Here is a 25560-nt window from a genome sequence, read left to right on the forward strand (position 1 = left end):
TTTGTCTGGAAACCATAGAGCTTCATTTCCAGGCGCCTAATTTCTCTGAAAAGAGAGTGATAAGCCCGTTGCTAACGCAACGGGCTTTTTTACGTCTGAAATTTGAGTTTTGAATGGGCATGATAACAGTGTGGTCGATATGCCCATGCGAGAGTAGGTCATTTCCAGACGCCTAATTGACTTGAAAGAGTGTAAGCGTCCGGGCAACTACACCTACCTTTTAACACTCCAGGGTAACAGGCTGTCGATATCCGGTGCAGGTTGGCACAGTTCATTAAGACAAGCCATGATGTAATCAAATGGGACTAAGCCATTAACCTTTGCGGTTTCTACAATGCTGTAAAGCGTGGCACTGGCATGAGCCCCATTAGCTGTCTGACTGAATAACCAATTTTTGCGGCCTATCACAAACGGTTTTACCGCTCGCTCTGCACGATTATTATCAATACTCAGTCTGCCATCATCAACATAACGAATGAGTTTGTGCCATTGATTAGCCAGGTAATTAGCCGCCTCTATCAGTTTGGTATTACCTACTAAATTCGGTTGGTTTTGCTCAAGCCATGCTTTTAGCTTGTCCAGTATAGGCACACTGACTGCTTGTCTTGTCGTGTATTTATCATCCGCACTTTTATCTTTAACGCGTGACTCAACGCCGTACAGTTTTTGGATAAGGCTCAATACCACATCCGCTTTGCCGGTTTTATTTTTACCTTGCAGCTTTTTGGCGTCGATAAATTTACGACGCGCATGCGCCCAGCAGCCAGTTAAGGTTGCCTGTGTTTTTTCATAAGCTTGATAACCATCTACGTGCAAGTACCCTTGATATCCATCAAGATAATTGACCACGCAGGCGGCCGCCCGACTATTGTGAAAATCGTAAAGCACGATATTGGGGGTAGGATGGTTTGGCTCAGGTGAATCTCGACCTGAGCAATACACCCACATGTAGCTGTTCACCTTATCGGATTTCACCACTTTCAGTGGCGTTTCATTGGCAAACAACGTGGGCTGCTTTAACAGCTCGGCTTTAAGCCGTTCCACCAGTGGTGCAAAAAGTGTGGCGGATTTGTCTATCCAGCTGCTCATGGTCTGGCGACTGAGCTCAATACCATATTGCCTGAACATCGCTTCCTGGCGATAAAGCGGTAACCCATATTGGTATTTACTGGTGATAAGCTGACTGAGCAAACTGCTTGTCGCGATACCTTTATTAATCGGCATCGCAGGCATTGGTGCTTGTTTTATTGGCGTATTCGTCGAGGATTTATCACAGTGACGGCACGCGTATTTAGGCCGAATGTGCTCAATGACTTTTATTTGCGCTGGGATAAACTCAAGCTTTTCTGACTTATCTTCACCCATTTTATGTAGCTCACCGCCACAGCAATCACAGGTTTTATCTTCAATGTCGTGGATAACTTGCTCACGGGGTAAGTCTTTTGGCAGTGGCTTACGCACCGGTTTTTTGCGGGTATACCTAATGGATTGTTGCTCGGCCTCAACGGCTTCAACAATCTCTTCTACTTCATTGAATAACTCGCCTTGCCCTACAAAGCCTTCAGCACTTTTGCCAAATTGTTTTTGTTGGGCCAGACGCCAGCGTTCTTCTAGCGCAGCGATTTGCGCATCTTTTTGTAAAGATAATTGCCGCTCATTTTCGAGCAGTTTTTCCAGTTCAGCGATGCGCTGTTGAAGGGCGAGTACATTTTTCATGACGCCTATTTTAAGGCGTCACCAGCGGGTTTCCAGTGCTAAATGAACATCCTTTGATGATCATCAATCGATCGTAAATATTAAAGTAGTTGCTTACCTGCGACATCAATTTTGCTGTGACCAATGACATCATAACCTGACAATAACCAGTGTAATTGTTGCTCGGTTAATGTCATGGAGGGTGACATGAGTTTGGGCCATTTGAACTTATGTTTATCTAATCGCTTATACCACAGCGCAAAGCCGGTGTTATCCCAGTAAAGCAATTTGAGCTTGTCGCGGCCTTTATTACAAAAGACAAATAGCGCACCACTGAGCACTGGGAGTTCAAGCTCTGCTTCCACTAAGGCGGCTAACCCATTAATCGATTTTCGAAAATCGACCACATCGGCACATAAATAAACGGTGGGCACATCAACAAACATCTTCATGCCATTAGCCCTTTAATAATGGCAACGATATCGGTCGTTGCTAAATCTGCAGGTAGGGTGAGTTGGCCGGTGCGGGTATCAAACTGCAGTGTATTTTGATGAGTGTGCTCGCAGACGTCAGTGGTGGTTTGTTTTAGTTGAATAAAGCGTGATGATGTAGCGCGCGTTGGTAAGGTTATTTTTTGCTGGTTCTCAGCCTGTAAAGCACGTTGTTTATAATAAGTGGTAATCGAGACATTATGATGTTGGCAGAATTCAACATTAGTGCCTTTGAAATTGCTACGCTGCTGAAGTAACACTAGCCACTGTGCCGCAGTTCTGTATGTTTTCATCACCTACTCCAAATTATCATTGAGCAGGTATTTTCAAATAGGCAGATTAACGATGCGAGGTGTGGTTCGCTAGACGGTTACGAAAGAGTCGTGAAACAGCCCGCTATTCAATAGCGGGCTTTTTTGCATCTGGAATTTGAGTTTTGAATGGATGGGACATAGAGAGTACATGCGTAGCATGCTGCCATACCATGTGATAGACTAAAATTGTTCCCAACAATTTAAGGCACTTCCCACATCCTTGTGGGTCGTAGGGTGAGTTTTTTGTGTTTATAAAGCGACGCTTTATGCAAATTAACGAACGCGAAGAGCTTGCTCGTAGCTGGCCATGACAGACACCTAATTTCTCTGAAAAGAGAGCGATAAGCCCATAGCTAGGGCAATGGGCTTATCGGTATCTAATATCTATTTTTATGATCAGTCAATGCGGAATTAAAAATTACTTGTAGGCTCAAAATTGCTTATGCATTATTAATTTTTTGTTTTAAGTCATAAGAGTCGTCTGTTACAAGACTTTCTAATATTTCAATACGCTGACGTAATGCGTTTATTTCATCATGGAGTGATTTATTACTATTGACCTGTTCGTTTGTCGCTAGATTTTGGCGTTCTTTTAACTTCATGATACTCACAATGAAGCTGCCGATAATAGCGATGATTGGGATTAATAGTGCCATTGTCGCTGGGTTCATAATATATCCTTATTCGAGTTTTTGTTGTTTGTTATTGTGACCTTTTCAATTTTAATTACCAGTGACAAAAGTCATTAAAACAATATCACGAGACTATTCAACAAAAGATTTTTGTTTTAAGTAATTGATTTTATATTCTTTATTTAAAGCATATGTCATTTTTTACATTATTAATTTCGATCACCTTGATATTATAAGTTGAGTCCATATATCTAATTTGTAGCCGAGAGAGTCTGCAAAATGCTCGAATGAGGTTTTAATGCTCTAGGTATAACTTTTCGTTTTACGCTCGCTACGACAGTGCCGTAAGGGCTGTTACTCACAATGCCACTTATACAAGGTGGATAATTTTACATATTGCTTTAGACAAGGATATGAACATGCGAAATTTTAATCTTACTCCTGACTTAACACCACTTTACCGTAGTGCGATTGGTTTTGATCGTTTAGCCCAACTGGCAGAACATGCTGCTGCCAATAATGCTAATAGTGGTTATCCCCCATATAATATTGAGCTTTTAGGTGAAAACCGTTATCGGATCACTATGGCAGTAGCTGGCTTTGCAATGTCTGAGTTAGATATTATGAGCGAAGGCGAAAAACTATTAGTTAAAGGTAATAAAGCGACAAAAACTGACGATCGTAAATATTTGCATCAAGGCATAGCAGAGCGCGGTTTTGAGCGAACTTTCCAACTCGCTGATTATGTACGAGTGGTAGGGGCTGAATTAGAGCACGGCTTATTAAATATTGATTTAGTACGTGAAATTCCTGAGGCAATGAAACCCCGAAAAATCGATATTGTCAGCACAAACACACTCGGTTAACCCAGTGTAGCCCAGCATATGGGCAGGTAAAGTGGTGGCTTAAAACTTAACGCTACCACTTTATTGTTTATCTTCATCCTATTGTTTATCACTCTCCGATTTAGCTTATTGCTAAGCCTAGTGTCAATTTGAGACTAGGCTTTTTTGTTTAACAGTACTGGGCCTGGCCCGAGCGGTTCGAGCATGTCACCTGGGTTATACAAGGGGCAATGATTCATCGATAAACAGCCACAGCCAATGCACCCTTCTAAGGAGTCTTTTAATTTTTGCATTTGTCCTATCCGCTGGGTCAATGTTTGCTTCCAAGCGATAGATAATGCCGTCCAATCTTGCTTTGTGGCTGTTCTGCTATTTGGCAGGCTGCTAAAGGCGAGGAGTATTTCATCGAGTGAGATCCCTAATTGTTGAGCGGCTTTGATCAGTGAAATTCGCCTGATAACTTCTCGTGGATAGCGCCGCTGATTACCTTGATTTCGCCAACTCTTTATTAGGCCTTTTTGTTCGTAAAAGTGAATCGCCGAAACATTAATTCCACAACGCTTTGCCACTTGCCCAACACTTAATTCTGTATTCACTGACATTAAGCCTCCAAATTTTTTATCATTTTGGCAAAAATAATGCTTTACCTCAAGTTAACTTGAGGTATTACGCTGTGTTGCATTAATAATAAGGAGATAAGTGATGCGATTAGAACATTTGAATTTAGTAGTTAATGACTTAAATGAATCATTAGTTTTTTATAAGGCGGTATTTCCCCATTGGCGAGTGCGTGGCGGTGGTGAGTCTATTTGGCATGGTACACCTCGTAAATGGCTTCACTTTGGTGACGATCATCATTATTTATCGTTAAATGATTCCGGTACCGGAGCAGCGCGTGACCTTAAAAGTAATGCTATTGGTTTAGCACATTTTGCTTATGTAGTGGATAACGTCGAAGCATTAGTGACAAGGCTTGCAAACGTAGGTTATAAGGTTGCTATTATGGGAGCGATTAATGAGGCTTATAAGAGTCGTTATTTTATTGACCCTAACGGTTTTGAAATTGAGTTTGTTGAGTATTTGACTGATATTCCAACTGAGAGAAATCAATACGATTAATGATATAAACATTGGGCTTATGGCTTTGTGTCAGAAGCCCAATGGCGGTTTTCTATTTTGAGACTGTGTTATTTGAGGAAAACAGATAGGTCACTGTTTGCGGTAATCTCGACTTCTTGCTGCTTACCATGAAATAAATAGGCAGTTTGATCACCAATTAATGTCAATTTATCCCCTTTACGCCATAACGCGCTGCCTTCTTGGATACCAATCACCGGAGTTAAGGGGTCGACAATAGTGAATTCTAATAACCGTTGTGCGCGAGTCTCGCCATTGTGTCCTGGCATTTGGTAGTTGGTATAGTGTGGATTTAACTGAAATGGCAGAATACCTAATGCGGTAAATGAAGGCGGTTCAACGATTGGCATATCGTTAGTGGTACGAATACTGGTTCCGGTAATGTTTGAACCTGCACTCCAGCCCACATATGGCATGCCATTTTGTACTCTCTCGCGGATTAAATGCACCAAATCGTAGCGATACAGTTCATTTAATAGTTGGAATGTATTGCCACCACCAACCAAAATCCCCGCAGCATCTTGAATGGCTTGTTTAGGGTCGGCAAATTGATGAATACTGCTAATGGTGATGGGCAGAGGGTCTAGTGCCGTTTGCACTTTTGTTAAATATTCATCATAACTGACACTCACGCCTGCATAAGGAATAAATAGCCATTGTTGCCCTGGTTGAGTTAGTGGGCGGATAAGCTCAATCGTGTGAGTTAAATAGGCTGAATCACCGACGCGCGAGGCGCTTAACATTAATGCATTAATGCTCATAAAAATTCCTTTTTTGTTTTTATTTTCGATAGTTTATCAAAGATTAACCATTGCATACACTGAGTTTATCATCGATTGATGTTTTTCAGTTTCAATTAATAATATCTCCCTAGACTCTGCTCGCTGGATTTTTAAGTAGGGTTTTATCGATGTAAAAAGACTCATAAATCTTTTTTAATATAACTAAGCTTGAATTCTAAAATTATGGACATATTATGTCTGTAGTAACAATCGTAAATCGGCATTTTGCCATACAGGAGCTTAAATGAAGCGTATATTTTTGTTGATCGCAACCAACCTTGCCATATTACTGGTTGCCTCAATTGTCATGTCTATTCTAGGGGTTAATACCCAATCTATGGGTGGACTGTTAGTATTTGCTGCCATTTTCGGTTTTGGTGGCTCGTTTATCAGTTTAGCCATTTCAAAATGGATGGCTAAAAAGACAATGGGTTGTGAAGTCATTACCCATCCACGTGACAATACAGAGCGCTGGTTAGTTGAGACCGTGGCTCGTCAAGCTGAAAAATCAGGCATTAAAATGCCTGAAGTGGCAATTTATCAATCGCCAGAGATGAACGCATTTGCCACAGGTCCAAGTAAAAACAACGCACTTGTTGCGGTGAGCTCGGGTTTACTTTACGGCATGACTCAGGACGAAATCGAGGGTGTGCTTGCTCATGAAGTGAGCCACGTTGCTAACGGTGACATGGTGACACTGACCTTGATTCAAGGTGTGGTGAATACCTTTGTTATTTTTGCTGCTCGTGTAGTTGCTGGCATTATTAATAATGTTGTTTCTAGCAACGATGAAGAAGGCGAAGGTTTAGGAATGTTTGCTTACATGGCAGTGGTCTTTGTATTAGACATGTTGTTTGGTATTTTAGCATCTATGATCGTCGCTTACTTCTCACGTATTCGCGAGTTTAAAGCCGACGAAGGTGCAGCTCGTTTAGCGGGTAAAGGTAAAATGATTGCTGCGCTAGAGCGTTTACGCCAAGGCCCTGAGTCAGGTGCTATGCCTGCACAAATGTCAGCATTTGGTATTAACGGTAAACGTTCAATGGCTGAGCTAATGATGAGCCACCCACCGTTAGAGAAACGTATTGCCGCATTAAAAAATAGTTAATCACTAGCATTTACAGACTGTTAGATGGTAAAAGTAAATAAGGAGCCTTAGGGCTCCTTATTTGTTTTAAATGGCTAACTGATGTTCATTTATTGTAATTAATTTGTTTATATATAGAGTGCTATTATTATTTATGGCTTATAGTTAACCGTTGTTATGTTGTTTATGATGGGATTAGGGTAGGCTGCAATGTTTTTGTTCTGCTGCCTGTTGTATGCTTAATAAATAATCAGTGGTTATGCTGGTGATAAGTGGGTCGCGATTATTAATATGTTGATTTAGGAAGGTGTTATGCTAGCAAAAGCTATTTCTCAAGTTCAACTCAGAGAATGGCAGCAAGAAATAAATGATATTTCTGCCGAGTTTCGTCTCACCGTTACCTTTAGTCAAATAAACATTACTGATCATAGAGTTCAGGATATTTGCATTAGCCAAGGCGCTGATGAGCGAACCCATAAGCAGCATCAAATAAGCTTGTTACAACATCTTTGTCTTATTCCTGCGGTTACCACATCAGATAGTCAAAATGCAAAAGTGTACCATCAGATAATACGAGACCAACAAGGGTATGTGTTAGCCGCACTCAGCTTTAGCTCAATTAATCACAATCTTGATAAACCTGAATTATTCCAAGAGCTAACAGCGATTCAAACACGGATTGCAGATATGTTAAGCAGTGCAATTCGTGTTTATGTGCAAAATTTAGATCTCAATATCAAACACGATCAACGAGTGACACATGATGTTGATGTACAAGCTTTTATTGATGCCTTCGATGAACATGTATGGATCAAAAACCCTCAAGGTATCTACATTGCATGCAATAAAAGTGTCGAACGTGCGTGGCGAAAATCTAAAGAACAAATTGTAGGTAAAACAGACTTTGATTTATTTGACCAACGAACAGCTGAGCAATTTATCGAAAGTGATAAATTGGCTGTCGATATAGGCTCTACGGTGGTGGTGTCTGAATGTGAAGAAGTTGATGTTAATTTTAATAAAGTTTGGCTAGAAACAATTAAAGCGCCAGTGTTTAATGCCCAAGGTGAACTGACGGGTATTATTGGTATGACCCGCAACATTGCTAAACACAAAGAAGCGCAAGACCAACTTATCCTTGCTGCTAATGTCTTCCAAAATGCTGTTGAGGGAGTAGTCATTACAGATAGCGAAGGCAATATCACTGAAGTTAACCAAGCATTTACTGATATTACCGGATACAGTCGCGCAGAGGTCTTAGGGCAAAATCCTCGAATGCTAAGATCCGGTCGTCATCCAAAAAGCTTTTTTGATAAGCTATGGAACACATTATTAGTGCAGGGTAAATGGCATGGTGAGATATGGAATCGCCGTAAGCAAGGTGCTATTTTTCCTCAAGCTATTACTATTAGTGCGGTATTTGATAAACAGAATATCATTCAGTATTACGTTGCTGTGTTTGCCGATATTTCGGCGCAAAAGCAAAACGAGGAAAAACTGAAGAATTTAGCTTATTTTGACCCATTGACACAGTTGCCCAATCGTATGCAATTTATGTCTTTGTTAGAACAAGAAGTTAATCACTCTCATAGAGCCAAAAAACAACTCGCGGTTGTTTTTCTTGATATCGATTTTTTTAAACACATTAATGACAGTCTTGGCCATGTTATGGGAGACGAGATATTAGTTGAATTAGCTAAGCGCTTGTCTTATGCATTATCTGAATTTGATGTCCTCGCCCGCTTAAGCGGTGATGAGTTTGTTGTGATGCTGCCCAGTATTATGGGCACTGATTATGTTACATCTGCCCTTGACCGCATTCGTAGTGTGTTTGAATTACCATTTATACTCGATAATGCTCAGTCTGTGCGCCTTACTGCAAGTATGGGGATCAGTATTTACCCTAGTGATGGTGATGATCATGACAGCTTGCTGCGTAATGCGGACGCTGCAATGCACCGAGCAAAACAATACGGTCGCAATAACTATGCGTTTTATACAGAGTCGATGACCAAGCAAGCCATTGTGCAAATAAAACTACAAACGGCGTTACATCAGGCTCTTATCAATGAAGACTTTTATTTAGTTTATCAACCTAAACTGGCTTTAAATGATTTATCAACGTGTGGATTTGAAGCGTTAATACGTTGGCACGACCCTGTGTTAGGCAATATTTCTCCTGGTGAGTTTATTCCTATTGCCGAAAAAATAGGGTTAATTTGGGATATCGGCTTATGGGTATTAAGAGCGGCTTGTTTACAAGGTGTTGCTTGGTTGACTCAAGGTAAATCTTTTGAGCGTATCTCGGTCAACGTTGCTAGCCTGCAACTGCAACGCAGTGACTTTGTTGACAAAGTTCGGCTAATCTTATTGGAAACGGGTTTGCCGGCTAAACACTTAGAGTTAGAAGTCACTGAATCTTGTATGATGAATGATCCAGATGCCATTATCCGTGATTTAAAACTGTTTGGCGCAATGGGCATTGCATTAAGCATTGATGATTTTGGTACTGGGTATTCATCATTAAATTACTTGAAAAAATTACCTATTGATAAGCTTAAAATCGATCAGTCTTTTGTGCGTGATATTCCAGACGAACCTAATAACACAGCGATTGCCAAAGCGGTGATTGCATTAGGTCATGCATTGAATTTACAAATTATTGCTGAAGGGGTCGAAACGCAAGCCCAAGCCGATTTTTTACGTACAAATGGTTGTGACTTTGCTCAAGGTTTTTTATACAGTAAACCAAGATTGCCAGATGCATTAGACGACTTTTTACCACTTGTTGGCGGGGATAAATCCTAACAATTGGGATAAACGAAAAAGCCAGCAACTTAATGTGCTGGCTTTTTTATTTGTGCTGGAGTGTTATGCGTATACGTCTACATTCACTGTAGATGAACTGCTAGCGGTTTGTGTCTCGCCACCATTGTAAATACTGCTTAAAGCCTCATAAAAAATACTGCCGATATCTTCGTCAGATAATCCTTCAGTCATTGGCTTTAACTCATCTAAAACTGACTTTAATTCAATTTGTTGCTCTTCAGTTAACGATGCCAACATCTCTGTTGTTGATTCTTGTTCTTCATCTGTTAATGTCGACACTGCCGTGTCTAATCCTGGTGGTACTCCACCCTTTGGCGGTGGCGGACCTTCAGGACGAGGTGGACGTTGAGTACTCTCAGTCGATGTCATTTGTATCGACGTACTGCCGCTAGTCACTTGCATGTTCACTCCTTAAAGATATAAGTTAACTACGTTTTTTCGGTGGTTGATTTGAGTCATCTGGTGCATTGTCCGGCACTGCGACTAATTCACCATCTATCATTTTACAAGTCGCTTCAAGAGTATCACCACGTCGAGTTTCAAAGCTGACTTGAGTGTTTTCTGAACTACTTGCGCAGGCATCAATCGCCTCTTGTGGTGGTTTGCCACCAGGTGGATTCGCAAACACAGCTGCTGATGCAACTAAACTCAATGTAAGTAAAGTGATATTGATTGGGTTAAGGGTCATGCTAACGCTCCTAGATTGGCTATTTGTAGTAATATAAACCAATAATGTGGAGAAAATGTGCAGTATTTAAGGAGATTTTGATCAGTTTTTATGCGTCACTAGTGCGGCGTTATATTGCTGGTTATACTGTGTTTTATGCAAATATCTCAAAAGTTATTTTTAGCCTTTGTTGGCTTAACCAGTATTGTCCTTATCGCTACGTTGTCGTTAGCGAGGTGGAGCTTTGACCAAGGTTTTTTAGATTATATCAATAGCTTAGAGCAGGACCGCTTAGCTAGTTTATCTCAGGATATACTGACTCTCTATGCTGCCAGTTTACCTACAGTAACAGTCGAAGATGGTGAGTCGATTCTCAATTGGCATGAGCTTAATCAAAACTCATTAAACCAGGCCATCTTAGCTTACTCCCCTCTGCCGCGTATTTCGCGAGATAATAATGTTAATGGTTTTAATAAACCACCTCGTCAAACTGGCAGGTTGAGTGACCCATCACGCCAAGGCCCTCGCTTACCTCCACCACACATGCGACCAGGAACGTCTGAACATCGCGGTGGACCTCCTACAGGGCTATATTCGGCTGATGATCAATATATTGCAGGTACTGTAATAGATAAAAAAGTTGACACGATTAGTTATCCCCTAGTTTATAACCAACAACTGGTTGGTTACTTATACAGTAATCCCATGCGAGAAATAGTCTCGTCATCGGCAACGGCATTTGCCCAACAACAACGATGGACGAGCGTAGGCATTGGCCTATTGTGTTTACTGTTAGCCAGTGCCTTAGCATGGTGGCTCTCGCGTTTTTTATTAGTGCCAGTAAAACAAGTTATGTTAGGTGTATCGTATTTGTCTAAAGGCGATTATGACCAAAGAGTCATGGAAACTCATCGCTCTGACGAGTTAGGGCAGCTAATGGCTAATATTGATCATTTAGCGATGACGTTATCAAAAAACCGCAGTGCTAAAAATCGTTGGCTGGCGGATATTTCCCATGAGTTACGAACACCATTAAGTATTTTATGCGGTGAGATAGATTCCATTAAAGCGGGTATCAGAGCTTTTGACTCAAAGCAGTTAATATCGATTGAACAAGAAGTATTAAGAATGAAACATCTAGTGGACGATTTGTATGAATTGTCATTGTCAGATGTGGGTGGGCTTCGTTATCACTTAACGACTGTTAATATTAGCGAGTCGCTAGACAGCACCTTAGTCAGTATTGGCTCATCTATGCATGAAAAAGGCTTAACATTAAGCAAGCAGATAGCACCAATGTTATTTGTTTCTGCTGATGTAAGGCGCTTAGAGCAATTATTTATAAATTTATTGATGAACTCCATGGCGTATACCGACAGCCCTGGCAACATCGACGTACAGTTAACCTCCCAAGCAAGTACGGTTTATTTAACCATAAACGATACCAAGCCTAGTGCGACAGAAGCAGAATGTGAACATTTGTTTGAGCCTCTGTATCGCCAAGATACTGCAAGAACTCGCAGAGGCAGTGGTGCTGGCTTAGGACTTACTATCTGTAAAAATATTGTAGAAGCGCATAACGGTAGCATTACCGCAACCCCATCGTTAATGGGTGGATTATGCATTAAAATCCAATTACCTTTGTTAAGGAAGTGATTATGAGTGGATTTGCTCATCAGCAGCCGATGACCGTACTCGTTGTAGAAGACGAACCTAAAATAGCCCAAATTTTGGTGGATTTTTTACAATTAGAAGGGTTTAACACCCAAGTACAGTACGACGGTAGAGATGTCATTGAAACCATTAAAACGCAGTCAATTGACTTTGTGATTTTAGATTTAATGTTGCCTTATAAAGATGGTTTAACCATTTGCCGCGAAATTCGTCAATTTTGTATGATGCCGATATTAATGCTTACTGCCAGAGTAGATGAAATAGATAGGTTAATGGGGCTTGAGCTCGGAGCTGACGATTATGTATGCAAACCCTTTTCTGCGAGAGAAGTCGTCGCGAGGGTAAAAACCATTTTAAGACGGGTTGAAAATACCCAAGGCAGCCAAAATGAACAAATTATTCGCTACAAGCATATCGACTTAAATATTGAACGATTTAAATGCCATGTTGATAAGCAAGAAGTCGAGTTAACACCGGTTGAATTTAGGTTGTTACAAACTATGCTCAAACGTCCTGGCGTCGTGCACTCTCGCGACAGCTTAATGCAAGTGTGTTATGTCGATGATCGTATTGTGAGCTCTCGTACGATAGACAGTCACGTAAAAAACTTACGTCATAAACTGGCTCAGGTGACAAAACAGAAAGAAGTATTACATTCTATTTACGGGGTTGGTTATAAGGTCGAGTAATTTATCGCTAGAACAACTGTGCTTTTACATTAAATCCTCAAAGTCTGCACTTTTTCTACACATTTATTTGTTATTTTACTGAAAAGGATTTCGTAGGGATAACCGCATGTCTTCATTGATGATTTATTTACTATTGTGTTGCCAGTGTTTGATTATTATTAGCTTACTGGTAGTCTTTTTTAACGCAGATCTAAATTCAAATTCAAATTCAAATTCAAAAGACCCCAGTTAACGGCGTTTATTTTAGCGCTACCCATAGCTCACAGGATCTTTTGCCTCACAGTATTTTCATATCAATCGCGTAAATAACCAGTGAAACATTAATGAGTTTTTTTAACTAATCGCTTATGTTTACTCGCTCCATGGCTGGCTTTTGTTTAGAATGTAAGTGTTATTGGCATTAATTTATATGTTGGATTATTTTTTCGTCTTGATATTAGACCAAGGAGTGATAGCCCACCGTATAAAGACGTCATAAGATACCTTTTCCATTGGCAAGCGCCATTCGGAATACATTTAAACTGAGGTGGACTGTTTTTCTGCCTAGGAGCATTAATGCAACTGTTTGTAAAAGATTTAACCGTTATCGATTTTTCATATCTTTGCCCAATTCGCGGAATGGTAGGAGAAAGCTGGATTGTCGATATCTTGTTAGATGGTGGTTTAGATGACCAAAATATGGTGCTGGATTTTGCTAAAGTAAAACGCATCATTAAAAATACTATTGACGATGTTGCCGATCATCGCTTACTTATCCCCACAGCATGCAGTGAAGTTCGTTGGCAACAAAAAGGTGATCGGGTATGGATGGATTTTTCAAGCCAAAAAGGTGACATTCACTTAGCGTGCCCATCGCAAGCATTTGCACTTATTCCAACTGAAATTATTGATTACGAAAGTGTGAATGACTTTCTGAAAAAAGCCTTGCGTGAAGCACTACCTGAAAATGTTCAAGGCATTAGCATAACGTTACGTAGCGAAGTGCTCAATACACCGTTTTACCATTACAGTCATGGTTTACGTAAACACGATGGCAACTGTCAGCGAATTGCACACGGGCATCGAAGCCCTGTTACTGTATTTGAAAACGGTATTGCCGAACCTAAATGGGACCAATATTGGGCTGAGCGCTGGCAAGATGTGTATTTAGGTACAGAAGAAGATCTTGTACCCGTTAACACCTTAGCATTGTCTAAACAAACCACTATTAATGATGAAACCCATTTTGGTTTTCACTACATGGCACCACAAGGTGATTTTCAACTTGCTATGCCAAAACAATGTTGTGATTTGATCCCACACGATACCACTGTTGAATTACTTGCAGATTACATGGCAAACACACTGGCTAATAAAGTACCGGAAAGTCATTTTAAAGTGATTGCGTATGAAGGTATTGGCAAAGGGGCCATTGCGGTAAAAGGTTAATCGAGTAATATAAACGGGCTGCCAAAAGGTGGCCCTTTTTTTATCTATTTCACAAGGAATACGGTTTAATGTTATTAAAAAAATCTCCTAGTAAAGTGATTTTCGTCGCTGCCATATTGACGGCGAGCTTATTGTGTTTTAACACCTTTGCTGCAGCCGTGACATTTCAAGGCCAATTTGAGCAAGGAGCATTAGTTCGAGGCTCCGTTCCTGTAGGCAGTAAAATATTACTTAATGGTGAAGCGGTTAAAGTTAGCCCGAGTGGCCAATTTGCTATCGGTTTTGATCGTGACGCAGCGGTTGATCAAGTTTTTAAAGTGACTTATCCAGACGGACTCACTGAAATCAAGCCGCTGAAAATTGCAACCAGACAATACAAAATAGACCGTGTTACTGGCATTAGCCAAAAAATCATGAAGCCAGACCCTGTAGCACAGGCTAGGGCAGCAAAAGATGCTAAACAAACTCGTGCAGCGCGAGACATCTTCAGTGAACAGTATGCTTTTATGCAATCATTCATCTGGCCAGTAACAGGTAGAATTTCTGGTGTTTATGGTAGCCAACGTGTTTATAACGATGTACCAGGCAACCCACACTTTGGTGTTGATGTTGCGCGTCCAACGGGCACTGTTGTTGTCGCACCTGCAGATGGTGTGATTACCCTTGCAGAACCAGATATGTTTTATTCAGGTGGCACTGTGATTATTGATCACGGTTACGGCGTTAGCTCAACATTTTTACACTTAAGTAAATTATATTTAAAAGTGGGCGACAAAGTTGTCCAGGGGGATAATGTGGCAGAAATAGGCGCGACGGGTCGTGTTACTGGTCCGCATTTAGACTGGCGTTTAAATTGGTTTCAAATGCGTTTAGACCCGGTGTCAATCGTGCCACCAATGGATAAGTTCATCGCGGCGCAAAAAGCCAAAAAGTAATGTCAGTTATTTTATTGTTAAATGGGCGTGTTATTCAGCACCACCTGCGATAACACGTACTGTGGTTATGTAATTGCGTCTTAACTCATCATTAAAGCTGACACAAGGAATCGTTTAGCATGAGCGGCATGACAGATTTAGACAAATTGTTAACGTCGATGAATCCCAAATTAATCGACGGAGAATTTGTGTTTTGTACAGTACAGGGAGATTATGAACAATATGCACGATTAACTCCGCTGGCGACATTTCGTGAGAGTGAAGGCTTAACCTTGGTTATAGATAAAAATGATGCAATTAATGCAGGATTGTCGTTTGAAGCCAGCTTTAAGCAAATTACATTATCTGTGCACTCAAGCCTAGAAGCTGTAGGACTAACGGCCGCGGTAGCGACTAAACTGACAAGCAATAACATCAGTGCCAATGTGATTGCTGCGTATTACCATGACCATATTTTTGTACCAACAGATAAAGCTCAATTAGCCCTCACTGCGTTAGCAGAGTTTAGGCAATAATGTGTGCAATAAAGATTAATCTGACTTTATGAAGCATGTGTCTATTATTTCAGTACACATTGCCTGTGTTCAATTGCATCATTTCCAATAATGAGTGGAGGATAACATGCGTAAATGGATATTCGTGTTATTGAGTTTTACGCTATGTGCTAGTTCACTCGCTGTCACCAATTTGACCACATTGAATGAGCATGGGATTGGGCAATGGCAAGCAAAAGAGTTCTCGGGTAAATCAATTTATACCGTTGGCGAATACAAAGGCCAAATGGCACTTAAAGCGATTAGTCAAAATTCGGCATCTGGTCTCGTATTAGAAAAGAAGATCGATTTACTTAATACGCCCTATTTAAGTTGGGGTTGGTTAGTTGAGAAAAAGTTATCAAACTTAGATGAAATCACTAAAAATGGTGATGATTTTATTGCGCGTATTTATGTCGTTATCGATGGTGGCTTTTTCATTTGGAATACCAGATCACTTAATTATGTGTGGTCAAGTAATCAAGCCAAAGATGCAGTTTGGGACAACGCCTTTGCTGGCTCAAGTGTTAAAATGTTGGCAGTAAGAGGGATAGATTCACAAAGTGGCGTGTGGTACCAAGAAAAACGTAATGTGTACGACGACCTTATTGCTACTTTTGGTGATAAGGGAAGTGATAAAGCAAACCGAAAAGCCTATCAATACATTGATATTATAGCGATTATGACAGATACCGATAATTGTGGCCGTGATGCAGAATCTTATTATGGCGACGTAATCTTTAGCGATTTATAGACCGTTGCTTTATTGGTTTAATTTATAAATTATTGTTTTAAAGTGATTTGTTGTGCAGTGCTCAATGGTCTGTTTCAAAATGCTATTTCAAACAGCATTATCGGGGCAATATCAATTTTATATGCCCCGATGATTGTTCTCGCTTACGCTGATAATACCCATCCTCATTGGGTACATTATTTCTTATTAAACATGGCTTGACCTGTTTTATCTTTCTCAGACCAAAAATTAATGTTGAATTGAGCATCAGGACTTAATTCTATTCTGTGCCAGTATTCAGGTGGGCTGGTGGCAAACTGCCCCGCATTGATGACCACTTTTACTTCGGGTTCGGCAGCCTCGCTGTGGGCAAAACCATAATAAGTGACCACGCCCTCCATGACACAAAGCTGACCAAAAACTCCCTCGGCAGTATTATGATGATTCAACAATGCATTAGGTACATTGTCTTTGGTAAAAAATGGGGTAGATCGCTGAATTGTCCAGTTTGCTGGTATGCGTTGATGAGACATAATGTTCTCCTAAATAGATTAATGAGTAGGCTTTATCTGTAAGCCTAGCCGAATACATGTTAGAGATTTGCAGGTAATGCTCTAAGTAATGGGAAGGTATTGTTCATATGGCCTTGGGTTACCACAAAGCCGATAATTTGTTTTTGTTCGTTGTAGGCTTTTACTGAGCAGCCACTTGAGTCAATATCAATTTGCCAGGAAGCCACATCCTTTACTGTGCTGCCGCCCAATTGGATCGGCATGTGTGGGGTTTTCACTTTGACTAACATCGCAGGTAGCTTCAAATCTGTTGGTTGACCGAGTAAGGTTTTTGCTAGGGCATTGGCACTTAACAAAATAGGCTGTAAATAGGACATCACCTTACCGTTGATTTCGGCGCAATCTCCCAAGGCATAAATATTATTTACCGAGGTTTGGAGTTGGTTATTAACCACTAATCCGTTATTCACTTTACACCCTGATTGACTAGCTAAACCAACATTAGCTTTTAATCCTGCGGCAGAAATGACGCAATCAATATCGACTGCTTTACCTGAACTGAGCGTGGCACAAATTGCCGAATCTTTGTGATCTAATGAGATAATTGTTTGACCAAACTCAAACTCGACGCTAGCCTCAATCAGCTTTTGTTGCAGTGCAGTAGCGACGAGTTCAGGCAACATGTTGGCCATTAAGCCTTTACTGGGCTCTACCACTACAACTTGTTTACCGCAGTGACTAAGATCCATGGCTATTTCTGTGCCTATTAATCCAGCGCCAATTATTAATACTCTCTTTGCTTCGTGTATTTGCGCCTGTGCACTTTCAAACTCTTGTAAGCTGTTTAAAGTAATTACATTACTGGTTGCGTTACCTTGCATCGGTGGCACAAATGTTCTTGCTCCTGTCGCTAACACTAATTGTGAATATGGATAGGCGATTCCGTTTACTAATACGCTTTGCTGTTGACTATCAATACTTTCAACTCGAGTGAGGGCATGCAAAGTAATATTGTACTCTGAAGCAAACTCTTGAGCCGTTTGACGAATTAAATCGGTGCAGGTTTGCTGATGACTAAATGCATGGCTTAAATCTGGCTTATTGTAATCATGACCCTCATCAAGAGTAAAAACCATTATTGGTATGTGTTTGTCTGTGCGCCTAATGGTCTTGATTAATTGATATGAGCCAAAACCACTACCGATAATGATGATGGGTGTATTCATGATGCTTTCCTCGCTGCAATAGGCACAAATACCTCTTTACCTAAACCACAATCAGGGCAAAGGAAAAAATCGGGTACCTCACACCAAGGCGTTCCCGGTTGCACATCTTGATTTGGCTCACCCAATACTGGCTGATAAACCCAGTTACATACCGTGCATAACATGTCTTGTTTATCGTCACTGCTGGTGGTTGATGCGCACGACGCTTGAGTTGTAGGTGTTTTCACTTCTGCAACTTTTACGGGTTTGTATTGGGTAAGGGTAGATGAAATTGAATCAACATTACTGAGATCATGTAACGCCCAACTTTTCGCTATTTGGCGACCATGCTCACGGCATTCACGCATTGCTTTACCATCGGGTTTCCATTTTGTTTTTAGGCCGACAGTGGTTTCAAATCCAGCGTCAGTAAGACGGGTATGAATACGGTCAACAGCGCCACCATTCCAACCATAGCTACCAAAAGCACCTGCTTTTTTGTTTTTAAAACGTAAACCAGTTATTTCTTCTAGCATGCCAGCAATTTTAGGCATCATGACGTTATTCATTGTTGATGAACCGACTAAAATCCCTTTAGAGCGAAATACATTGGCAAGAATGTCATTTTTGTCGTGACGAGCCACATTAAACACTTTAACTGAGACGCCAGGATCTACATCATGAATACCTTGAGCAATGGCATCGGCCATCAAACGGGTGTTGTTAGACATGGAGTCGTAGAAGATTGTGATGCGGTCTTCTTGGTAATTGTCTGCCCATTGCAAATACTGATGAATAATCTGGGTTGGGTTATCTCGCCACACCACACCGTGAGCTGTAGCAATCATATCAACAGGCAGGTTAAAGCTCAAAACCTCGTGAATTTTAGCGATCACTAATGAGCTAAATGGGGTTAAAATATTGGAGTAATAGCGTAAGCATTGATCCATTAATTCAATCTGGTCAACTTCATCATTAAACAAGCGTTCATCGCAATAATGCTGACCAAATGCATCGTTACTAAATAGCACAGCATCTTCGGTTAAATAAGTCATCATACTGTCTGGCCAATGTAACATTGGAGTTTCAATAAACACTAATTGTTTGCCGTTACCGATATCTAAACTGTCGCCTGTTTTGACAATATTGAAGTTCCATTCAGGATGGTGATGTAACCCGGTAATAGAGTCGATGGCATTTTCGGTACAATAAATTGGCGTATTAGGGATTTTTGCCATTAGCGCGGCTAAGGCGCCTGAGTGATCTTCTTCAGCATGATTAATGACAATGTAATCAATTTTATCTAGATCAATTTCCATCTCAAGGTTTTGAATAAATTGCAGACTAAAGCGATGGTCAACGGTATCGATTAAAACATTTTTTTGTTCACGAATAAGGTAACTGTTGTAGCTTGTGCCTTTAGTCGTTTTGTATTCAGTACCATGAAAGTCCAATATTTCCCAGTCGCGTTGGCCAACCCAGTTGATGTTGTTTTTAATGTGAATTGTCATATATACACCTGTATTAATTTAAAAGTTAAAAACTAAGTAATAAAAATCTTAATATTAACTTTGTAACTGCAGATGTTGTGCCAAGGTTGAAAGTTGTTATATATCAATCTATTGGGTTTTTGTTAAAAATAAATTTGTCATTTAGACAATCTTTTCGGTTGTTCAAATGACATTAACTAAGTCATATTGACAGTGTTGAGGGCAGGTCACTTAGCTGATAAAGATAAGTTTGAGTTATTTTGTAAGCAAGGTTGCTAAGGTTAAGATACCAGATTCTAATGGGCAGCCTTTACGGTAAACGATAGACAGTTGCACATGTTTAGGTCCGTGGCTGACAGGTTTCATGAGTAGTGATTTTTCATAACGACTGCCAGCGACCATATTTTTGCCAATAATGGTGTAACCTAATCCCGCAGCGATACAACCTAACACGCCATCGGCACTACTCATTACCATGAGCTCATCACTGCCTCGACCTGCTTGTTGTCGCCAAAGCATGGCATGTTGTCGATAACCACAACCTTCATCTCTAACCAATAATACTGGATCATACTCACTGTCTCGCGGCGTCACCATTATCAATTCTTCTTTAACGATTGGGATCACCACTAGATTTTCATGCTTAGGAGCATTACCAATTGCAGCGCAATCGACTTTATTATTTAACACTGAAAATACTAGGCGTTCGCTGGTATCAGTGTGGATTTTAGTGCGAATTTCAGCATGGTTGAGTTTGAGTTGTTTAAGCGCTAATGGCATATGTACTGCGGCAAATGTTTCTGGCATCCCAACACGAAGCTCATAGGTGTTTTTATTACGTGACATGGCTGAAATAGCTTGGTACTCAAGCTGTAAAATTTGTTCTGCATATTCATAAAGCTGTTGTCCGCTGGGCGTTAGCTGCAGTTTTCTACCTGTTAGAGTAAACAGTTTGGTGTCTAATTCGGTTTCAAGCTTTTTAATTCTATTGGTAATATTTGACTGAACGGTATTGAGTTTATCGGCTGCGCCTTTAATACCTTGTTCGTCCACTACCGCTTTGAAAGTTTTAAGCGTTAATATTTCCATAGGTTCTCTATATAAGAAGTTTAAGTTCTCAATAATTCAATTTTTTAGATTAGCAGGTTGACGTATTGTCAGTGAATCATTTTTCGATTAGGCAACAGTAAATGTTAATAGAACTGACAAAATTTCGGGTATATTTTGCAGGGATCTGCAGTTTAATCGTAACCGTTGGCGTAGCGCGGTTTTCCTACAGTTTACTATTACCGGTAATGCAGGACAGTGCTGGCTTAACCGAGTCGGGAGGAGGTTGGTTGGCAACCGCTAATTTTATGGGGTATATGAGTGGTGTTTTGCTTGCTGCTAGTTTGCATAATTTACACTTAAAATACTATTTACAGCGTGCTTACTTGCTCTTAAGTGTGCTGACTTCAGTTGCCATGGTGATGACGACTGACATTATTGCTTGGGCAATATTACGATTTATTGCAGGTATTTGTGCCTCTGGCGGTTTTATTATTGCTTCAGGCCTTATCTTAAAATGGTTGGTAAGACACAATCATCGCGCAGAACTAGGTATTCATTTTGCGGGAGCAGGCCTGAGTATTATTATCACTTCACTCTTGTTCGAGCTGATGCTTGGGTTATCTGCTGATTGGCAGCAACAATGGTTAGCGCTTGCAGTGTTGGCGCTTATTGTTTCTATTCCTGCTTGGTTATGGATGCCGCATCCCTCAGCAGGTGAGCAACAAGGGGAGGTTGCACAGGACAATCCACCGACTAATTCATTTAAGTTATTGATGATGTCAGCTTATTTCTGTGCGGGCTATGGTTACGTAGTGAGTTCAACGTTTATTGTCGATATTGTTGAGCGAACAGAAGGGCTTCAAGGTCAAGGTGGATTGACCTTTCTATTGATTGGACTCGCAGCGACCCCAGCCGCATTAATATGGGATAAGATCGCGCGGAAAACAGGTTTCCTTAAGGCACTGTTAGCCGCGTATTGTTTGCAGGCCATGGGGATTATTTTGCCTGTGCTTAACGACAGCTTAAGTGCAGTCATTATTAGTGCATTGTTATTTGGCGGCACCTTTATCGCGTGCGTCAGCTTAGTGCTTACCATGGCGGGGAAGTTTTACCCCAGTAATCCCGCTAAATTTATGGGTACCATGACATTAGCCTATGGCGCTGCGCAAATTATTGCTCCTGTGCCAACAGGGTACCTCGCTGAGTTTTTTGGCAACTATGACACTGGTTTATATCTGTCTGCCGGTATTGTGATGCTTGGAACCGTATTCTTAATGGGTTTGCTAAGGCTTGATAGCCGCGCAGTGTAGAATCAGATTATTGATACAGGAAACCATGTGCCATTGGCTAATAATGGTTATCCCTTAAATGAGTATTCAGTGTATTTAGCTATAGGTTAAAGAAAAATAATAAGTTAAATTATCTTGTATATTTCATAAGCATTTATGTCACGCATGGGAGGGAAATATATGAAGTTTTTAGCATTAATTACAGGATGTATATTACTAAGCGGATGTGCGACAGGTTACCAAGCTTACACTTGGTCTGGTGGATATAAAGATAAAGCATTAGGTAAAAATCATTACCTTGTAGAATATTATGGTAATGGAACGACCTCAATTGAAATGCTTAATATGTTTTGGAACACTCGAGCCGTTGAATGATGCCCTAATGGTTATGATGTCGTAGATGAAAACAAAGGTAAAATGGATGGCGGGATCTTTTTAGGAGGGGTGACTTCTATTGATCATCCCTGGCTAAAGGCTGAAATTCAATGCAAATGATATACAGGATTTTATCGATTGGTAAACACTTAATTAATAATCTCAACGGAAAAGGAATTTTAGTCGATGGATATTTTGGTTGATGATTTACAAGATGCAGGTGTGATTGAATTATTACAAGCTCATTTAGCAGATATGTATGCAACATCCCCAGCAGAAAGTGTACATGCATTAGATATCGACGCGTTAAGCCATCCTAGCATTACGTTTTGGTGTGCAAAGCGTCAAGGTGAGGTGTTAGGTTGTGTCGCGATAAAAGAACATAATAAAGCATGTGGTGAAATTAAATCCATGCGCACATCCGCAGAGGCGAGAAACCAGGGGGTGGCGACAGCGTTGCTGTTACATTTACTCAATGAGGCAAAACGTCGAGGATATCGGCAATTGAGTTTAGAAACAGGCTCAATGGAATTTTTTGCACCCGCAAGACGTTTGTATCAACGACATGGTTTTGAATACTGCGGACCATTTGCGGATTACCAGGCTGATCCTAATAGTTTGTTTATGACACGATTGATTGAGTGACGTTGAGTTTTGATTAAGGTAAAGCCGACTAAAGCGCTTATTGTAGAAATAGCTAAACGTTTATCCATCTTCGTGATTATTTTTGCTATTGCCATTATTATATTGATGACACCTGAAGATGAGTGTATTTCATTTTTAGGCCATAGCCTGTGTAACGGAATAGAGAAATGGCTAATCGTCAAATGGATATTCTTTTTTGATTCAATATTACTCGCGTATATCGCATTACCTATATTGCATTATGTTGCGCTACGATTTTTAATTAGACATAAAAATAGACGTTGAATTATTTATTCGGTAGCGCAGGTTGAGTTAATAATACTCCATCAACAAGCTGCTTTATTTACTGTTCGCTGGCAATAATTGTCTGAATATCATGGGGATGCACTTTTACACATATCCCATTAGCTTTAAATGCGATAGTTGGATTGGCTAAACGTTCGTTATCGCCTTTAGGTGAACTCTGTTTTACCTTAATCTCACCGCCACCGGTTTGTGCTTTATCTATAATGTTTGCTAATTGTGGCGCTTGTTCAATTAGCTCCGCAACAAGTGCTTCACAGGTTTGTGCTTGCGATGGAAACACCAATTCAATGTGTTCCCAACCCTCTACTGGATAGGTTTTATCTGATGGGAATGGCAGTTCAACACAGTTAATTTGCATTTCACCTATAACTAATGGCTCAGTTAATTTGATGATTAAAATTGGTCTACCATTAATCATGTTGTTTGAAATAATTTCACCATATTGGCTAAACTCTTCAGCAAGTAATTGTGCCGTTTGGTTTTGATTGACTCTTAATGCTGCATGGTCGGCATGTAAAGATAAACTGGCTAACCCTAACTGTTCAATAAAGGCGGTTATCCGCACGCCAAAGTCTGCCCAAGTTTGTTGTAGATGTTGGTAATTCATGTGCTCACTCATACGTAAAACGATGTCGGTTTATGGCCAAATCTCAATTGGAGTGCCAGCATCAATCATTTGCCAAAGCTCGTCCATTTCTTTGTTAGTCACAGCAATACAACCGTTGGTCCAATTGTATTTTTGAGCTTCTTCTGGCGGTAAAGGCGAGCGTGGATTTTCTCCGTGGATCATAATCATTCCACCTGCACGAATCCCTAATGCATCTGCACGTAATTTATCTTCTTCATTTGGATAAGAAATATGAATCGACTTGTAAAAAGCACTGTCTGATTTTTTATAATCTAAGGTGTAACGTCCTTGTGGAGTACGCTGATCGCCTTCTTTTAGTTTGTGACCTTGTGGTACATCGCCCATGGCAATGAGGTAACTTTTAACGACTTTACCGTCACGCATTACTGACATACGTGATTCTGACTTGTTCACCACAACGAGGTCGACTTTGGCTTTTAAAGACTGAGACGAGGAAGCATTTGCCAACAGTGGGCAAAAAAGTATAACCATGAATAATATAGACAGCGCGCGCATGAAATCTCCGTAAACCAATGACCATTTTAATTTTTATTGTAAAATGACTAATTCCGAATGTTAAAACTCGGCAGTCAATGTTAGATTTTAACGACATCAAGGGTTAATTGATATTAGTTAACCGAGTTTATTTGCAAGTTTTTTGCAAGTTCGTCTAAAAGATTGCCTAATATAGCGAAACCTGAAATGAATGCCGAAGAAAAGTCCGACAGTCCGCTAAAACAAAAACTCCGAAATATTATTTTTGGTACAGAAACACCAGAGGGTAAACGCTTCGATATCATTTTGATGATATGCATTGTGCTGAGTGTGGTGTTGATCTTTATTGACACTATTGAGCACATTAATGAGCAATATGGTCAGCTAATTAGTATCGCTGAATGGAGCTTTACGGTATTGTTTACCGTTGAGTACATATTACGATTATACTGTTCACTTAATCGATTGCATTACGCTCGAAGTTTTTTTGGCGTAGTCGATTTAGTGTCAATTTTACCCAGTTATTTAGGCTTGATTTTCCCGGGGGCAAACGTGGCCTTAGCGCTACGAGTATTGCGTTTATTCCGGGTATTTAGAGTGCTAAAACTATTGCGCTATTTAAGTGATGGTCACCTGTTATTAAAAGCCATGGTGCAGTCGAGCCGTAAAGTGTTTATGTTTTTCTTTTCGGTTAGCCTAATCATCATGGTGCTCAGTGTGATTATGTATGTGGTCGAAGGGCCGAATAATGGTTTTACCTCGATCCCTAAATCCATGTACTGGACCGTAGTGACGATTACCACTGTAGGGTATGGCGACATTACACCTCAAACTCCGTTAGGCCAGGGCATAGCGGCATTAACGATGTTGATAGGTTATTCGATTATTGCGATACCAACCGGAATTTTAACCGCAGAAATTTCTCATGAGATGGTGAGGACCCGTGATTTACGCAAGTGCAGTAATTGTGGCAAAAAAGGTCATGATAATGATGCTGATTATTGTAACCACTGTGGTAGCGAGTTAGAAAAACTCTAATGTTAGTTAACGATTAACCGCTTTATATCACCTAGCTGAGTGTATCTAGGTGAGTT

General features: G+C 40.4%; 29 protein-coding genes. 15 read left to right on the forward strand and 14 right to left on the reverse strand.

Features of this window, described 5'->3' with window-relative positions; all coding sequences use genetic code 11:
- Window positions 1–213: 213 nt before the first annotated feature.
- From tnpC to IEY40_RS00020, 4 genes are all read right to left on the reverse strand, one after another.
- On the reverse strand, window positions 214–1716 hold the full coding sequence (gene tnpC, locus IEY40_RS00005) for an IS66 family transposase (protein ID WP_188952167.1): 1503 nt from the start codon (window positions 1714–1716) through the stop codon (window positions 214–216).
- Between the two features lie 80 nt (window positions 1717–1796).
- On the reverse strand, window positions 1797–2147 hold the full coding sequence (gene tnpB / locus IEY40_RS00010) for an IS66 family insertion sequence element accessory protein TnpB (RefSeq protein ID WP_182680735.1): 351 nt from the start codon (window positions 2145–2147) through the stop codon (window positions 1797–1799).
- A complete protein-coding gene (locus tag IEY40_RS00015; RefSeq protein ID WP_188952169.1) occupies window positions 2144–2479 on the reverse strand; it encodes an IS66 family insertion sequence element accessory protein TnpB in 336 nt (111 codons plus the stop codon). Before IEY40_RS00015 ends, tnpB begins: the two co-directional genes overlap by 4 nt.
- Window positions 2480–2940: 461 nt before the next feature.
- Window positions 2941–3171, reverse strand: a complete 231-nt coding sequence (locus tag IEY40_RS00020; RefSeq protein WP_188952171.1) for a hypothetical protein — start codon at window positions 3169–3171, stop codon at window positions 2941–2943.
- Window positions 3172–3551: 380 nt separating this feature from the next.
- Here IEY40_RS00020 and IEY40_RS00025 point away from each other — a divergent pair, with 380 nt between their 5' ends.
- Window positions 3552–3998: an Hsp20 family protein gene (locus tag IEY40_RS00025; RefSeq protein WP_188952173.1), complete on the forward strand. Its 447-nt coding sequence runs from the start codon at window positions 3552–3554 to the stop codon at window positions 3996–3998.
- Window positions 3999–4132: 134 nt separating this feature from the next.
- Here IEY40_RS00025 and soxR read toward each other — a convergent pair whose 3' ends face one another.
- Entirely contained in the window at window positions 4133–4579 is a 447-nt protein-coding gene (soxR, locus tag IEY40_RS00030; RefSeq protein WP_188952175.1) for a redox-sensitive transcriptional activator SoxR, read from the reverse strand.
- A gap of 100 nt (window positions 4580–4679) precedes the next feature.
- Between soxR and IEY40_RS00035 the strand changes: the two genes are divergently transcribed.
- Window positions 4680–5096 (forward strand): VOC family protein, encoded by a 417-nt coding sequence (locus IEY40_RS00035; RefSeq protein WP_188952177.1) that lies wholly within the window; start codon window positions 4680–4682, stop codon window positions 5094–5096.
- 68 nt (window positions 5097–5164) lie between these two features.
- Here the strand turns inward: IEY40_RS00035 and pepE are convergent, their stop codons facing one another.
- Window positions 5165–5875 (reverse strand): dipeptidase PepE, encoded by a 711-nt coding sequence (gene pepE / locus IEY40_RS00040; RefSeq protein ID WP_188952179.1) that lies wholly within the window; start codon window positions 5873–5875, stop codon window positions 5165–5167.
- Between the two features lie 265 nt (window positions 5876–6140).
- Between pepE and htpX the strand changes: the two genes are divergently transcribed.
- Together htpX and IEY40_RS00050 are read left to right on the forward strand one after the other, a co-directional pair.
- Complete coding sequence (gene htpX / locus IEY40_RS00045; RefSeq protein ID WP_188952181.1) at window positions 6141–7004, forward strand: protease HtpX; 864 nt, start codon at window positions 6141–6143, stop codon at window positions 7002–7004.
- Window positions 7005–7295: 291 nt separating this feature from the next.
- Window positions 7296–9791: a putative bifunctional diguanylate cyclase/phosphodiesterase gene (locus IEY40_RS00050; RefSeq protein WP_188952183.1), complete on the forward strand. Its 2496-nt coding sequence runs from the start codon at window positions 7296–7298 to the stop codon at window positions 9789–9791.
- Between the two features lie 63 nt (window positions 9792–9854).
- On the opposite strand, the gene IEY40_RS00055 is transcribed toward IEY40_RS00050, so the two are convergent.
- Both IEY40_RS00055 and IEY40_RS00060 read right to left on the reverse strand, forming a co-directional pair.
- Entirely contained in the window at window positions 9855–10214 is a 360-nt protein-coding gene (locus IEY40_RS00055) for a hypothetical protein (RefSeq protein ID WP_188952185.1), read from the reverse strand.
- Between the two features lie 22 nt (window positions 10215–10236).
- Complete coding sequence (locus IEY40_RS00060; protein ID WP_188952187.1) at window positions 10237–10500, reverse strand: hypothetical protein; 264 nt, start codon at window positions 10498–10500, stop codon at window positions 10237–10239.
- Window positions 10501–10635: 135 nt separating this feature from the next.
- Here IEY40_RS00060 and IEY40_RS00065 point away from each other — a divergent pair, with 135 nt between their 5' ends.
- The 6 genes from IEY40_RS00065 to IEY40_RS00090 all read left to right on the forward strand — a co-directional run bounded on the left by IEY40_RS00065 (window position 10636) and on the right by IEY40_RS00090 (window position 16492).
- Complete coding sequence (locus IEY40_RS00065; protein WP_188952188.1) at window positions 10636–12135, forward strand: ATP-binding protein; 1500 nt, start codon at window positions 10636–10638, stop codon at window positions 12133–12135.
- Window positions 12136–12137: 2 nt separating this feature from the next.
- Window positions 12138–12842, forward strand: a complete 705-nt coding sequence (locus tag IEY40_RS00070) for a response regulator (RefSeq protein ID WP_188952189.1) — start codon at window positions 12138–12140, stop codon at window positions 12840–12842.
- A gap of 555 nt (window positions 12843–13397) precedes the next feature.
- The gene (locus tag IEY40_RS00075) at window positions 13398–14270 is read left to right on the forward strand and encodes a 6-carboxytetrahydropterin synthase (protein ID WP_188952190.1); all 873 of its coding nucleotides are present in this window, start codon (window positions 13398–13400) and stop codon (window positions 14268–14270) included.
- A 68-nt stretch (window positions 14271–14338) separates the two neighbouring features.
- Complete coding sequence (locus IEY40_RS00080; protein WP_188952191.1) at window positions 14339–15205, forward strand: M23 family metallopeptidase; 867 nt, start codon at window positions 14339–14341, stop codon at window positions 15203–15205.
- Between the two features lie 119 nt (window positions 15206–15324).
- Window positions 15325–15720 carry an ACT domain-containing protein gene (locus tag IEY40_RS00085; RefSeq protein WP_188952193.1) on the forward strand — a complete coding sequence of 132 codons (396 nt, stop codon included), beginning with the start codon at window positions 15325–15327 and terminating at the stop codon, window positions 15718–15720.
- Window positions 15721–15826: 106 nt separating this feature from the next.
- A complete protein-coding gene (locus IEY40_RS00090) occupies window positions 15827–16492 on the forward strand; it encodes a DUF3047 domain-containing protein (RefSeq protein WP_188952194.1) in 666 nt (221 codons plus the stop codon).
- Between the two features lie 176 nt (window positions 16493–16668).
- On the opposite strand, the gene IEY40_RS00095 is transcribed toward IEY40_RS00090, so the two are convergent.
- The 4 genes from IEY40_RS00095 to IEY40_RS00110 form a co-directional block, all read right to left on the reverse strand.
- Window positions 16669–17004, reverse strand: coding sequence for a TehB family protein (locus IEY40_RS00095; protein WP_188952195.1), 336 nt, complete (start codon window positions 17002–17004; stop codon window positions 16669–16671).
- 59 nt (window positions 17005–17063) lie between these two features.
- Window positions 17064–18209, reverse strand: coding sequence for an NADH:flavorubredoxin reductase NorW (gene norW, locus IEY40_RS00100; protein ID WP_188952196.1), 1146 nt, complete (start codon window positions 18207–18209; stop codon window positions 17064–17066).
- The gene (gene norV / locus IEY40_RS00105; RefSeq protein ID WP_188952197.1) at window positions 18206–19699 is read right to left on the reverse strand and encodes an anaerobic nitric oxide reductase flavorubredoxin; all 1494 of its coding nucleotides are present in this window, start codon (window positions 19697–19699) and stop codon (window positions 18206–18208) included. Before norV ends, norW begins: the two co-directional genes overlap by 4 nt.
- Before the next feature lie 234 nt (window positions 19700–19933).
- Window positions 19934–20767: a LysR family transcriptional regulator gene (locus tag IEY40_RS00110; protein WP_188952198.1), complete on the reverse strand. Its 834-nt coding sequence runs from the start codon at window positions 20765–20767 to the stop codon at window positions 19934–19936.
- A gap of 101 nt (window positions 20768–20868) precedes the next feature.
- Between IEY40_RS00110 and IEY40_RS00115 the strand changes: the two genes are divergently transcribed.
- From IEY40_RS00115 to IEY40_RS00130, 4 genes are all read left to right on the forward strand, one after another.
- Window positions 20869–22038 (forward strand): YbfB/YjiJ family MFS transporter, encoded by a 1170-nt coding sequence (locus tag IEY40_RS00115; RefSeq protein WP_188952200.1) that lies wholly within the window; start codon window positions 20869–20871, stop codon window positions 22036–22038.
- Window positions 22039–22197: 159 nt separating this feature from the next.
- Window positions 22198–22392: a hypothetical protein gene (locus IEY40_RS00120; protein ID WP_188952202.1), complete on the forward strand. Its 195-nt coding sequence runs from the start codon at window positions 22198–22200 to the stop codon at window positions 22390–22392.
- Window positions 22393–22578: 186 nt separating this feature from the next.
- Entirely contained in the window at window positions 22579–23037 is a 459-nt protein-coding gene (locus tag IEY40_RS00125; protein ID WP_188952203.1) for a GNAT family N-acetyltransferase, read from the forward strand.
- Between the two features lie 9 nt (window positions 23038–23046).
- On the forward strand, window positions 23047–23322 hold the full coding sequence (locus tag IEY40_RS00130) for a hypothetical protein (protein WP_188952205.1): 276 nt from the start codon (window positions 23047–23049) through the stop codon (window positions 23320–23322).
- Between the two features lie 58 nt (window positions 23323–23380).
- On the opposite strand, the gene IEY40_RS00135 is transcribed toward IEY40_RS00130, so the two are convergent.
- The gene (locus IEY40_RS00135) at window positions 23381–23950 is read right to left on the reverse strand and encodes a VOC family protein (protein WP_188952207.1); all 570 of its coding nucleotides are present in this window, start codon (window positions 23948–23950) and stop codon (window positions 23381–23383) included.
- Between the two features lie 30 nt (window positions 23951–23980).
- Window positions 23981–24463: a L,D-transpeptidase family protein gene (locus IEY40_RS00140; RefSeq protein ID WP_229776994.1), complete on the reverse strand. Its 483-nt coding sequence runs from the start codon at window positions 24461–24463 to the stop codon at window positions 23981–23983.
- A 210-nt stretch (window positions 24464–24673) separates the two neighbouring features.
- Here IEY40_RS00140 and IEY40_RS00145 point away from each other — a divergent pair, with 210 nt between their 5' ends.
- A complete protein-coding gene (locus IEY40_RS00145; RefSeq protein ID WP_188952211.1) occupies window positions 24674–25504 on the forward strand; it encodes an ion transporter in 831 nt (276 codons plus the stop codon).
- The last annotated feature ends 56 nt before the right edge of the window (window positions 25505–25560 follow it).

The sequence above is a fragment of the Shewanella ulleungensis genome, from assembly GCF_014648315.1.
GTDB classification, from domain to species: Bacteria; Pseudomonadota; Gammaproteobacteria; order Enterobacterales; family Shewanellaceae; genus Shewanella; species Shewanella ulleungensis.